General features: G+C 65.6%; 12 protein-coding genes. 3 read left to right on the top strand and 9 right to left on the bottom strand.

The window, feature by feature from the left end:
* The first annotated feature begins 137 nt into the window (after window positions 1-137).
* Entirely contained in the window at window positions 138-461 is a 324-nt protein-coding gene (locus ACYVM5_RS02880) for a cation-transporting P-type ATPase (protein ID WP_460616672.1), read from the top strand.
* 177 nt (window positions 462-638) lie between these two features.
* The gene (ppsA, locus tag ACYVM5_RS02875) at window positions 639-3,044 is read left to right on the top strand and encodes a phosphoenolpyruvate synthase (protein ID WP_460616671.1); all 2,406 of its coding nucleotides are present in this window, start codon (window positions 639-641) and stop codon (window positions 3,042-3,044) included.
* 23 nt (window positions 3,045-3,067) lie between these two features.
* On the opposite strand, the gene ACYVM5_RS02870 is transcribed toward ppsA, so the two are convergent.
* The 9 genes from ACYVM5_RS02870 to ACYVM5_RS02830 all read right to left on the bottom strand — a co-directional run bounded on the left by ACYVM5_RS02870 (window position 3,068) and on the right by ACYVM5_RS02830 (window position 11,219).
* Complete coding sequence (locus ACYVM5_RS02870; protein ID WP_460616670.1) at window positions 3,068-4,024, bottom strand: 1-phosphofructokinase family hexose kinase; 957 nt, start codon at window positions 4,022-4,024, stop codon at window positions 3,068-3,070.
* A 54-nt stretch (window positions 4,025-4,078) separates the two neighbouring features.
* A complete protein-coding gene (locus ACYVM5_RS02865; RefSeq protein ID WP_460616669.1) occupies window positions 4,079-5,017 on the bottom strand; it encodes a coproporphyrinogen III oxidase in 939 nt (312 codons plus the stop codon).
* A gap of 200 nt (window positions 5,018-5,217) precedes the next feature.
* Window positions 5,218-6,270, bottom strand: a complete 1,053-nt coding sequence (locus ACYVM5_RS02860) for a response regulator (RefSeq protein ID WP_460616668.1) — start codon at window positions 6,268-6,270, stop codon at window positions 5,218-5,220.
* Window positions 6,248-7,858, bottom strand: a complete 1,611-nt coding sequence (locus tag ACYVM5_RS02855) for a sensor histidine kinase (RefSeq protein ID WP_460616667.1) — start codon at window positions 7,856-7,858, stop codon at window positions 6,248-6,250. Before ACYVM5_RS02855 ends, ACYVM5_RS02860 begins: the two co-directional genes overlap by 23 nt.
* A gap of 165 nt (window positions 7,859-8,023) precedes the next feature.
* Window positions 8,024-8,851 (bottom strand): universal stress protein, encoded by an 828-nt coding sequence (locus ACYVM5_RS02850; RefSeq protein WP_460616666.1) that lies wholly within the window; start codon window positions 8,849-8,851, stop codon window positions 8,024-8,026.
* 18 nt (window positions 8,852-8,869) lie between these two features.
* Window positions 8,870-9,082 (bottom strand): hypothetical protein, encoded by a 213-nt coding sequence (locus ACYVM5_RS02845; RefSeq protein ID WP_460616665.1) that lies wholly within the window; start codon window positions 9,080-9,082, stop codon window positions 8,870-8,872.
* A gap of 141 nt (window positions 9,083-9,223) precedes the next feature.
* The gene (locus ACYVM5_RS02840) at window positions 9,224-9,631 is read right to left on the bottom strand and encodes a truncated hemoglobin (protein ID WP_460616664.1); all 408 of its coding nucleotides are present in this window, start codon (window positions 9,629-9,631) and stop codon (window positions 9,224-9,226) included.
* A gap of 275 nt (window positions 9,632-9,906) precedes the next feature.
* A complete protein-coding gene (locus tag ACYVM5_RS02835) occupies window positions 9,907-10,542 on the bottom strand; it encodes a phosphoribosyltransferase (protein WP_460616663.1) in 636 nt (211 codons plus the stop codon).
* Between the two features lie 35 nt (window positions 10,543-10,577).
* Window positions 10,578-11,219: a dienelactone hydrolase family protein gene (locus ACYVM5_RS02830; RefSeq protein ID WP_460616662.1), complete on the bottom strand. Its 642-nt coding sequence runs from the start codon at window positions 11,217-11,219 to the stop codon at window positions 10,578-10,580.
* Between the two features lie 400 nt (window positions 11,220-11,619).
* On the opposite strand from ACYVM5_RS02830, the gene ACYVM5_RS02825 reads away from it, so the two are divergent.
* Window positions 11,620-12,474: a universal stress protein gene (locus ACYVM5_RS02825; protein ID WP_460616661.1), complete on the top strand. Its 855-nt coding sequence runs from the start codon at window positions 11,620-11,622 to the stop codon at window positions 12,472-12,474.
* Window positions 12,475-12,553: the final 79 nt, after the last annotated feature.

Raw genomic sequence — 12,553 nt, 5'->3', positions numbered from 1 at the left:
CTGGTCCGCCCGGCAACCCCGTTCCGCCACGCAGTTCCCCTCCTGCGTGGCGGTTTGATTTTAAGAATAGTGCTGGATAAACAGCCTTAAATCAGGGTTAAGTAAGGGTGAAATCTGTCCCGTCTGCCCCGCTCACTGTGCCCGGTTTGTCCAAAGAAGCTGTTGTCCAATCCCGGGCGGCGTACGGGCGCAACGTGTTTGCCGCTACCGGCCGCTCGGGCTTGTGGCTCACCCTGAAGGAAGTCGTGACTGAGCCCATGTTTGTGCTATTGCTGGCGGCCTGCGGTCTGTATTTCGGCGTGGGCCGCCGCGAGGAAGCCATCACGCTCATTGTTGCGCTGCTGGCCGTGGCGGGCATTTCGGTGTACCAAAGCCTGCGCAGCGACCGCGCGCTGGCCGCCCTGCTTGGCGCGGGCTGGGTGGAAGTGTACAAGCTGCTGCGAAGCCGAACAAACGACTGATTTTCAGCTGGCAGTACGGTTTTTTAGGCCATGATTTTTATCAGGCTGCAGGGTAAGAAAACGCAGTGTGGGCCGAATGGGCGGCGGATATTTTTGAGGGCAATGAAAGGCCGCTTTACGCCGTGCGTGGCGCGTGCCCGGTCATTTTTCCAACCACTTGTCTTTTCCCTCCGCATCATGGCACCAGCACCATTCGCACTGTTTTTTCAGGAGTTGACCAACGACAACGTGGCGCTGGTGGGCGGCAAGAATGCTTCCCTGGGCGAGCTGTTCAATCGCCTCACCTCCAAAGGCATCAGCGTACCGAATGGGTTTGCTACCACGGCGGCGGCGTACTGGCTGTTTCTGGATGAAAACCATCTGCGCGAGCCCCTCGCGGCCCTGCTGGCGCAGATGGATAATCAGGAATTCAGCAATTTGGCCGACATCGGCAGCCAGGCGCGGGCGTTGCTAAGTGCGGCCCCGCTGCCCGCGCCTGTAGCCACGGCCATTGAAGACGCCTACCAGCAGCTGGTGGACGGCTACGAGCACGAAATCCAGGTGGCGGTGCGCAGCAGCGCCACGGCCGAGGACTTGCCCACGGCCAGCTTCGCCGGGCAGCACGACTCGTTTCTGGATGTGCGCAGCCCCGAGGCCGTGCTCGACGCTTGCCGGAAATGCTACGTGTCGCTGTTCAACGACCGCGCCATTAAGTACCGCGTGCAGAACGGGTTCGACCACGTGAAAGTGGCGCTGTCGGTGGGCGTGCAAACCATGGTGCGGTCCGATTTAGCCTCGGCCGGTGTGGCCTTCACCATCGAGCCCGAAACGGGGCACGAAAACTTGGTGTACCTCACCGGCAGCTGGGGCCTGGGCGAAAACGTGGTGCAGGGCGCCGTGAACCCTGACGAGTTTTACCTTTTCAAACCCGCCCTACGCGCTGGCAAGCGCGCCCTGGTGCGCCAAAAGCTGGGCGACAAGGCCAAAACCATGCGCTACGCCACCAGCCTCGCCGCCGGCGCGGCCGGCATCAAAAACACCGACACCCCGGCCGAGCGCCGCGCCCAGTTCGTGCTCACCGATGCCGAAGCCGAGCAGCTGGGCCGCTGGTGCCTGCTGATTGAGGAGCACTACGGCATGCCCATGGACATCGAATGGGCTAAGGACGGCCTCAGCAATGCCTTATTCATCGTGCAGGCCCGGCCCGAAACCATTCACCACGGCCAGCGGGCGCTGCGCCTGCACGAGTACCATCTCACCGAAACAGGCCCGCTGCTGGCCACCGGCAAGGCCGTGGGCAGCCAGATTGTGTCGGGCGTGGCGCGCATCATCGCCTCGCCGGCCGAGGGCCACCGCCTGCAGGCGGGCGAAATTCTGGTCACGAACAGCACCAGCCCGGACTGGAACGCGGTGCTGCGGAAGGCGTCCGTCATCGTGACGAATCAGGGTGGGCGCACCAGCCACGCGGCCATTGTGGCGCGGGAGTTGGGCCTGTCGGCCGTGGTGGGCACGCTCGATGCGACGCTGAAAATCCAAGACGGGCAGCGCATTACCGTCTCGTGCGCCGAGGGCGACGAAGGCCACATCTACGAGGGCGCGCTGGCCTGGGAGGAAGCCGAAATCGACCTGGAACACCTTGCCCAGCCCCACACCAAGCCGATGCTGATTCTGGCCGACCCTGACCGGGCCCTCACGCTGGCGCGCTACCCCAGCCAGGGCGTGGGCCTGCTGCGCATGGAATTCATCATCAGCAACGCCATTCGGGTGCACCCTATGGCGCTGGTGGCGTTCGACCAGCTGACCGATGCGAAAGCCCGCGAGGAAATCACGGCCCTGACGGCCAATTATTCCAGCAAGCCCGAGTATTTCATCGAGCAGCTGGCGCAGGCGCTGGGCTTCGTGGCGGCGGCCTTCTACCCGCGCGAAGTCATCGTGCGGATGAGTGATTTCAAAACCAACGAGTACGCCAATTTGCTGGGTGGAAAGCAGTTTGAGCCCGCCGAGGAAAACCCGATGCTGGGTTTCCGGGGCGCGTCGCGCTACTACAGCCCGCAATACCGCGAGGGATTCCGGCTGGAGTGCGAGGCCCTGAAGCGCGTGCGCCACGACATGGGCCTGACCAACATCAAGGCCATGATTCCCTTCTGCCGCACCGTGGAAGAGGGCCAGCGCGTAGTGGCCCTGATGGCCGATTACGGCCTGCGCCAGGGAGTCGATAACCTGGAAATCTACGTGATGGCCGAAATTCCGAGCAATGTCATCCTAGCCGAGGAATTTGCCACGGTGTTCGACGGCTTTTCCATCGGCTCCAACGACTTAACGCAGCTAACGCTGGGGCTGGACCGGGATTCGGCCATTGTGAGCGGGCTCTTTGATGAGCGCAACGAGGCCGTGACGCGGCTGCTGGCCCAGGTCATCCACGCCGCCAAGGCGCACGGGCGGCCCATTGGCCTCTGCGGCCAGGCCCCGAGCGACTACCCGGCCTTCGCCCGCTTCCTGGTCGAGCAGGGCATCGACAGCATTTCCTTCACCCCCGATGCCCTGCTCAACGGCATGGCCAACATGGTGAAAGCCGAGGAAATGGTGGCCGATGAGTACCCGTAGGACCGGCGCGAAGCCGCCGTTGCTCAGGCGGCGGCGTGTGGCGCGGGCATGGCTTGCAGCAGGCAATGATAAAGCCTTTCCACGTCGGCGGGGTGGAACAGCTCGGTGCCGGGGTTCATGGTGGCGGCCGTGCCGCAGGCTACGCCCAGGCGCACGGCCTCGCGCAGTGACTGCCCGTGCACCAGCGCGTGCACGATGCCGGCCACCATGCTATCGCCGGCGCCCACAGTGCTGCGCCGCTTCACAACCGGGGCTGCAATGTGGTCTTCGAAGTCGCAGGTCACGAGGCAGGCTCCTTGCTGGCCCATCGACACTATCACGATTTCGCAGTGGCCCGCACCGATTAGTTGCCGGGCGGTGGCTACCACGCCGGCATTGTCCAGCTCGGGCACCCCGGCCAACTGGCTCAGCTCGCCCAGGTTGGGCTTGATGAGGTAGGCCCCGGCCTCGATAACGGCCAGCATGGCCGGCCCGGTGGTATCGGCCACCACCTTGCTGCCCGCCTCGCGCGCCTGCCGGGCCACCCGGGCCAGAAATTCGGGCGGCATGCCGGGCGGCAGGCTGCCGCTCAGCACCACAAAGTCGGGCAGGGGTGATAGCCGGTGCAGCGCCTCTAATATCTGTAGTTGCTCAGCATCGGTGAGGGGCGCGCCGGGCATGTCAAACCGGAACTGCTGGTGGGAGGCGGTATCCACCACCACAAAGTTTTCGCGCACCGCGCTTTGGGTCGGAATCACGCAGGAGGCAATGCCTTCGGCCGTGAGCAGCGCTTCGAGCAGCGCGCCGGTGTGCCCGCCGGCCGGGTACACGGCCACCGACGGCGTGCCCAGCCGGTGCAGGCCGCGCGACACGTTGATGCCGCCGCCGCCCGCTTCGGTTTTGGGGGTGGCGCAGTGCAGTTTCTGGTCGGACACGATGCCCGCCACGGAGGTGCTCGTGTCCAGGGCCGGGTTCAGGGTGAGAGTGGCTACCAGGGACATGAGCTTAGGGGTTGATATGGAGTAGGATGAAGGCGGAGCCAACGGCTGGCGGGCTCAGGCCGCGCCGGTGGGCGTTAGCCAGTCCACGCCGGGGCGCAGCCATTGCTGGGTCCGGGCTTCGGCCGAGCCCGGGGCGGGGGCGGGGCTGTGGTGCCACTCGGCCCGTGGGGGCAGGCCGAGGGCGAACTGCTGCGGGCCGTGGGCGGCCAGCTCGGAGCGGCCGGGGCAGTCCACGGTCAGGTTGAACTCGGCGCAGCGGGCGCGGCGCTGCTGCTGCCAGTGCTTCTCGGGGGCGGAGTAGGGCAGGTGGGCATTCTGGCGCATGAGGGTGCCGTAGGTGCGGCCGAATACCTCGCCCACGTCCTGCACAAAGGCCAGCAGCTCCTCAAACAGGCCATCGCGCTCCACCACAAGCTGCTCGAAGAACAGGCCGCCCACGCCCCGCGTTTCGCCCCGGTGGGGCAGGTAGAAATGCGCATCGGCCCCGGCCTTGAAGCGTGGATAGTAGCCGGTATCGTGGCGCTGGCACATGGCCCGAATCTGCTCGTGAAACCAGCGGGCCTGCACCACATCCACGTAAATCGGGGTCAGGTCCAGGCTGCCGGCAAACCAGGCCTCGCCCGTGCGGGCTTCGAAGTAGCGTACGTTGAGGTGCGAGATGGGCACCATGGGGCTGTGCGGATGCAGGCCCACGTTCACGTCGGCAGTATAGTAGTGCCTGTCTTTCACGCGTAGTTGGCGGGCCATCGGCTCGCTCAGCTGGTCCCACACGGCCGAAAACGATACGCCCGCCTTCTCCAGTACGGCCCCGTGCTGGAGGGCCGCCGTGATGCCCCCGCCCCCGCCGGGGTGCGTCCATTCTTCGTGCACAAACCGGCTGCCGCCATCTGCCATCTCCAACCGATGACACAGCCAGTCCTGAAACTGCCGCATCCAATTCTCAACCCCCGGGCGCGGCGCAAAAGCCGATGACGAAATAGCCTGCTGTTTCATGGCTGCGCAATGCACTTAATCGGTAATGGAAACTGCGATAAGCCCGCCCGGCAACCCGGGCGCCGGAGCCTGCAAACCCGGCCAGACTGCCCCAGCTGGTGGGGCAAAGCTCCTGCCTGTGCGCCAATACCGCCCTGACAGGTATCACCTTGTCGACTGATTCCTGTCAGGTTTGCTGGCTGAGGTGCTCCCACCGGCTGCTACCAGTTGGGCGAGTGCAGTTTTTCGGGCTGAAGCACGTGAATGCTTTTGGGCGTGAGCTCAATCAGCCCGTCCTGCTTAAACTCGCTCAGGGTCCGAATCAACGATTCCGGGGTGGTGCCCACCACGGCGGCCAAGTCATCGCGCGAGAACCGGATGGCGGCCGTGCCATCGCCGGCCTGCTCCTGCAGGCGCAGCAGTGTGCGGGCCACGCGGCGGCGCAGCGAGTCGTAGGCCATACCCAGCAACTGCTGTTCCCGCTCCTCCACTTGGCCGGCCAGCAGCCGGATAAACTGCTTCCCCACATCGGGGTGCGAATGGAGCAGCAGCTCAAAATCCTTCTGCGGAATGTAGAGCACCTGGGCATCATCGAGCACCACGGCCGAGTCGCTGTGCGGCCGGTGCTGGAGCAGGGGCAGGTAGCCAAAAAATTCGCCGGGGCCATACACGCCCGTGATTAATTCCTTGCCGCCGGCGGTGCGGCGCACGGTTTTCACCCGTCCGCTCTCCACAAAATAGAGCCGGCTGGCCTCCTCGTCTTCGGCATAGAGCACCTGCTTTTTGCGCAGCGCGTGCGGGCGGCGGTCGAGGGTGAGGCTGTGCAGGTCGCCGATGGCGCTGGCATCGTCCAGGAAGCGGCCCAGGCCCTCGGAAGCGCGCAGGTCGTAGTCGGCCTGCAGCTTGCCGAAGCGGTGGAGACGGCTGCTAATGGCGCTCAGCAGCTCGGTTTCCTCAAAAGGCTTGGTGAGGTAGTCGTCGGCGCCGAGCTCCATGCCGCGGCGCTGGTCGCCGCGTTCGGTTTTGGCGGTGAGGAAAATGAAGGGCACGCCGGCCAGCTGCGGGTTCTGGTTGAAGATGTGCAGCACGCCGTAGCCGTCCAGCACCGGCATCATGATGTCGCACACCACCAAATCGGGCTTGGTGGCCAGGGCTTTTTCCACGCCCACCTTGCCGTTTTCGGCCGTGAGCACGGCGTAGCCGGCCAGCTCCAGAATCTCGGCCGTATTCTCGCGCAGGATGTCGTTGTCCTCAATCAGCAGGATGGTTTTCATAGGGCAGGGTGATGGTGACGGTGGTGCCCACGTGCAGCTCGCTCTGTAAGGAAATGGTGCCGCCCATCAGCTCCAGGTACTTGGCCACGATGTAGAGGCCCAGGCCGGTGCCGGGCGTGTTGGCCGCGTTGCGGGCCCGGTAAAACCGCTGGAACAACCGCGTCTGGTCGTCGCGGGCGATGCCCATGCCCTGGTCCTGCACCACAAGGCGGAACGAGTGCTCCTGAGCAGTTGCCTGCACCGTAACGGTGGTGTTTTCGTGCGAATACTTGAGGGCGTTGGAAAGCAGATTGACCAGCACTTTGCGCAGCAGCGACGCATCCTGCCACAGCGGCGGCAGGGGCGGCAGCTGCAACACAATGCGCTGGCCGGGCTTGCGCAGGCCGTCCACTTCGGCCACGGTTTCGTGCACCAGCGGGGCCAGCTCCAGCCGGGTGGGGTGGGCCTCCAGGCGGCCTTCCTCCATCTTGCCCACCGACAGAAATTCCTCCAGTATGTCGGTCAGGTGCATCACCGAGGTCCGGATGCGGTCGTAATGCCGCTGGCGCTTGTCCTGCTGCTCGGGGCCGGCATATTTTTCGAGCAGCGCCACCGAGGTGAGCACGGCCGTGAGCGGGGTGCGAAACTCGTGCGAGGCCATGGCCACAAAGCGCGTCTTGAGCTCGCCCAGCTCCTGCTCCTGGGCCAGGGCCTGGGCGAGCTCGTGGGTGCGCTGCTCCAGCTGGCGCAGGGTATCGGCCAAGGTGTGGGTGCGTTCGGCTACTTTTTGCTCCAGCTCGGCATTGAGGCGGGCTATGCGTTGGTGCTGGGCCCGCAGCTCACGCTCGGCCTCTTTCTTGAAGGTGATGTCGATGACATAAGCCACCACAAACAGCTCCTCTTCGAGCCGGAAATAGCTCAGGCTGACTTCCACGGGGAATTTGGAACCGTCCTGGCGGCGGGCCAGCAGGTTACTGCTCTGGCCCGTGGCCCGCATTTCGGGGCGGGCATCGAAGGACTCGCGCAGCTGTTCGCGGTAGTGGGCCATGGCTTCGGGCACCAGCACCTCGATGCGTTGATGAGTCAGCTCATCGTTCTGGTAGCCAAACAGCTGGTGGGCCTTGTCGTTGGCCAGCACAATGTCGCCGGCCCGGTTGCACATCACAATTCCGATGGTGGCGTGGCTCACCACGGCCTCGAAGCGGCCCATGCTTTCGGCCAGCCGATGCTCGGCCACGTGCAGGGGTGTGGTGTCGGTGAGGCGCACGAGAAAATACGTCTGCTGCTCAACCACGAGGCTGGTAAGCTCGACCCGGGCCCAAAACAGCTCGCCCGACTGCCGGCGCATTTCGGCTTCAAACTCGTGCGAGCCCTCGCGCAGCACCCGCTCCCGGAGCGCGGCCCATTCGGTCGGGGGCAGGGGCTGGGCGCGCAGCGTGCGGGTGGGCTCGTCGTAGAGGGCCTGGGCCGAGGGGTAGCCCAGCAGGCGGTAGCCCGCCGAGTTGACGTGCGTGAACCAGCCCCGTTCGACATGGTACAGCCCCACAAACTCCTTGCTTTGCTCAAAGAGGATGTCCGTCAGCGGATTGCGGTATAGCGTGGCCGGCATATGCAAACGCAGGCTGGGGCCTTACGTTTTTGCAATAATCATAAATATATTAACAATGCAATAAAGCTCAGCTTAATTCCCGGCGCGGGCTCCGCCTGGAACCGCCACCATAGCCACCTGAAAAAACACCGGCCGAGCCGGGTGCAGCGCCAGTGCATGCCCTAGTCAGTCCAGCGCCGGCAACAGCAGCAGCGGAATGGCCCGGGCCTCAATCAGCTGGCCGGTGATGCTGCGGTGGAACAGGCTGCCCCACAGGCTGTGGTGCCGGGCCACCACCACCAGCAGGTCGGCCTGCCGTTCGGCGGCTCCCTGCAAAATGCCCAGGGCCGTGTCCGGGTGGTAGGTGATGTGGGCCCAGGTGCCTTCCGGCACGGCGGCCAGGCCGCTGCGGCGCACCGAGTGCAGCGCCCGATGCCCGGCCTGCGCGCCCGGGTCTTGCTGGTCCGTTGCGTACACAATGGCGAGGGTGGCCCCCGGCAGGGTTAGCAGCTGCGGCACAATGTGCGGGTAGTTGGGCAGGGTAAAATCGTGGCCATCGACGGCCAGCGCCAGGCGGCGCGGCACAAACGCGGGCGCACCGCCGGACGGCAGCACCAGCAGCGGGCAGCTGATGTGGCGCAGCAAATCCAGCGCCGTGCCGGTCACTATTTCGGGCGGTACCGCCCCCGCGTTGGGGCAGCTCAGCACCAGGGCCAGGGGCTGGTGCTGCTGCACAATTTTGCCCACCGCCTCGGGCAAAAACTCCTCGATGCTGACGGTTTCGGTGGGCACGCGCTGCTTGCTGGCCAGGGTTTGCAGGGCCGCCAGGGACTGCCGCTCGCGCCGTGGCGTGTGCAGGCCGGGGTGTTCTTCGGGCGTCAGCAACTCGTCCTGCCGCACGTGCAGCAGCAACAAGCCGGCCTGTAGCGCCTCGGCCAGGCTGGCGGCATACGGCAGGGCCTGGCCACCGCCAGGGAAGATATCGGGGAGCACAAGCAGGGCAGCGGGCAGCATGGCGGACACGGAAAAAGGTTAGAATGAGCCGGCGTAGGGCCCCAGCGCGTCGTCGTTGCGGGCCATTCCGGCGGCCTCGGTCAGGGAATCGTCGAGCGCGAGCGGGGCATCGTCGAGCGGGGGAGCGCCGAGTACGGGCCGCGGCACATCAGAGGGCCACAGCGGTGGTGCCGCATCGGGCTGCTCGGGCGGGGCAGTGGGCCTGGGTTGTAGGGTGGTGGCAGTTGGCATGGCTGAGCGGGGGCAACGGCCATGCAAACCACACGAAACCGAATCAGCGGCGCGAGAGAGTTAACCCGCACCGCCATTGCCCACAAATTCTTTGTTGGTCCGCCCCCATTTTCATTTAATCACGAATCATATAAACCACTGTCAGGCAGCCGACAGTGCTTCTGAGGGGCGGCTTTCTCCAGTGTCGTCGCACTGGCTGAACTGCCAGTGGGCCAGCATAGTGGCCAGATTGAGCACGTGGCCCTTCAGCTCGGTGGCCACCGGCCCGCCGAAGGCTTCGTACAGGCTCTCTTCGAGCAGGGTGCACCAGCGCCCGATTTGGGCGGGCGTGAAGGGCGGCGTGGCCTCCCGGTGCAGCGGCCGGCCGGTGTAGAGGCTGCCGGTCAGGGCCTGCTCCCACCACACGTATTCGCAGTCGGCCGGCGTGTGGTGCTGGCCGGGAAAGGTGGGGCCGAGGAGCGGGTCGCTCGCCACCCGCCGGGCGAACTGGCGCACGAAGCACCGGCTCTGGGTCTGGGTGTGGCAATCGGTAAGCCAGGAGGTTAGCACGGCATGAAAAGGATTGGGGCCGTCCGCCGCAGCGCAGCGGTGACGCAGGCCAGGATATCTACCCATCAACAACTGCCAATTCACTGAGCAATCAGCAGCCAACACCATCGTATCCACCTCTCTCAAAACTGCGAGCAGAAAGCCCGGTGCTTCCCGCCCGCAGTAGGAGTGAGTGCTCAGCGCAAAGGTAGAATGCTGCCCAAACAAGGAAATTGACGCTAATCACGGCCGGGCTTGATTATAATCATGTGGCGCTGGGCGGGCGGTGGTCCGGCTCAGGCGGCCGGGCGCTGGGCCGCGTGCAATGCCGCCAGCGCCTCCGCATCGGTCACTTCCCGAAAATCCCGGTAGTAGTGCCCGACGGCCCTGAAATCCGACGGGGTCAGCAGGCATACCACCTCGTCGGCGGCCTGCTGCAAGCGCCGCAGCGCCTCCGGGGGCGCCACCGGCACGGCCACAATAATGCGGGCCGGCTGCTGCTCCCGCACCAGTGCAATGGTGGCGAGCAGGGTTTGGCCGGTGGCCACGCCGTCGTCTACCAGCACCACCGGGCGGCCCGCCAGCAGCAGGGGCGGGCGGTAGCCCTGGTAGGCCTGCCGCCGGGCCTTCAGCGCAGCCTGGATAGCGGCCACCTGCCGGGTGAGGTAAGCGCCGGTCAGCTGCGCATCGGGGCTGAGCACGTAGCCGTGCTCGCTCACCGCCCCGATGGCAAATTCGGGATTATTGGGGTGGCCCAGCTTTTTGGTCAATACCACATCGAGGGGCCAGCCCAACGCCTGCGCGATGATGGTGCCCATGGGCAGCGCGCCCCGGGGCACGGCCAGCACCACGCCGTGCTGCCCGCGCAGGTGCAGCAGCTGCCGGGCAAGCAGCCGGGCGGCATCCTGGCGGTTGGCAAACGGGGTTTCCATGGCAAAAGGCAGCAAACAGCACAGTCCAAAAAAAATCAGCCCAAATAGCGCTGGTACCAGGCCGTGGCGGCGGCGGCCACGGCCTCCAGCGTGCCGGGCTCTTCAAACAAATGCCCCGCGCCCGGGATGAGGCACAGCTCGCTGGGCGGCCCCAGGGCCAGCTGGGCTTTTTTGTTGAGGGCGATGACTTCGGTATCGTTGCCGCCCACGAGCAGCAGCGTGGGGGCCGATACGCTGGGCAGCAGGGGCAGCACCAAATCGGGCCGGCCGCCGCGGGCCACCACGGCGCGCACCCGCGGGCCCAGCTCGGCGGCCGCGCCCAGCGCCGAGGCGGCCCCGGTGCTGGCCCCAAACAAGCCCAGCGGCAGCTTGGCCAGCACCGGCTGTTCGCGGGCCCAGTGCGTGGCATTCAGCAGGCGGTGCGTGAGCAGGGGAATGTCGAAGCGGGTGGCGGTAGCTTCGTCTTCGGCCGGGGTGAGCAGGTCGAAGAGCAGAGTGGCCAGGCCGGCATCGCGCAGGTGGCGGGCCACGTAGCGGTTGCGCGGGCTCAGCCGGCTGCTGCCGCTGCCGTGCGAAAATATGACCAGCCCCGTGGCCTGGCTGGGAATTTCGAGCTGGCCCGGCAGAATGATGTCGGGCAGCGTGAGCTGAACGGTGTAGCTGGTGGCGGGCATCATGGCGGCATCGGGGGAAGGATTGTAGATGAGGTTCTATTGGGGGCCGGTTTGGGCAGCCGGGCGGCCACCGTCAAATGCCGGTTGTCTGACGCATTATAGCCGCTGCCTGAGCGGAAGGCGATGACGAGCGTCAGCCAAAAAGCAGGGCTTCGTCATGCTCTTCAAATGATAGTCGGCATGACTAACGGGCAGATGCTTAGCTCCTTGAGTCCATTCGAAGGAATGGCCCGGCACCTGATGTAAATCATGGTTTTCCGTCCGAAACCGGTGCAGCTTTACATCCTTGCTGCCAAGCCATTCAGCGTGGGCGCAGCCCCGGTAGCGCCCCGGAATCGACGCTTTTGCCCACGTGCAAGCTGGTTTTCAACACCGCCCGGCGCGGGCCATTTCCCCTGCCACTATGCAACCGACGTTTGTTGTGATGACCGATTTTTCGGCGGCGGCGGAGGCCGCCCTCGCCTACACCACCCGCCTGGCCACGCTGGTAGACGGGCAGCTGCTACTGCTGCACGTTTTCGAAGACCACGCGATGAGTTCCGCGGATTTTCCCTCCGGGCCGGCTTTCGGCCAGTCTGGGACGCACACCCGGCATCGGGTCAGTCGGGAGGCCGTGCTGGCCGAGCTAACCCGCGAGGCCCAGCGGCTGCCCGTGCCCGCCGAGGTTGAGCTGATGGAACCACCCATGAGCGATGCCCTGCACCACCTGCTGGCCCACCGCTACCCGCAGCTGCTGGTGCTGGGCCGGGCCCACGCCCACGCCTGGTTTGCACATTTGCTCACGCAGTCGCACAAGGCCGCGACCCTGGGAGCCACCCACATTCCGGTGTTGCTGGTGCCCGAAGAATGGCCCCGGCCGGAGCTCCCGCACCACCTGGTAGTGGCTGCCGATGGCGCGCCCCTGGCCCTGACGGCCGCCACCCAGGACCTGGCCCCGCTGCTGGCCCGGCTGCGCCCCACCACCACGGTAGTACACATTGCGGCCCATGCCCACGGCCCCTCCCGCGCCGCCGAAGCCCTGCAAACCGTGCGCGAAACCGGCCTTTTCGGCCCGCTGGACGGCAATAGCGTGTACGAAGAGCGCGAAATGGGCCCGGTGGCAGGCTTGCTGCAGGCCGTGAATGAGGTGGATGCCGACCTGCTTGTGGTGATGCCCCGCCCTCATCTCTTCCCCGGCAACATCTTTCACCACGATGTAACGGCCGATTTGCTGCGCCACAGCCCCGTGCCCGTGCTGGTGCTGCCCGCCGTGGCGTAGCGCCCGGAGCCGCGGTGGTTCCGTGCCTGAACGAGCGATGAAAGTGCCGTGGAAATCAATCCGCTAATCCACGGACCCG

Source organism: Hymenobacter ruber (assembly GCF_054783255.1).
The sequence above is the reverse complement of the archived record's forward strand: the minus strand, read 5'-3'. Positions and strand labels throughout refer to the sequence as shown.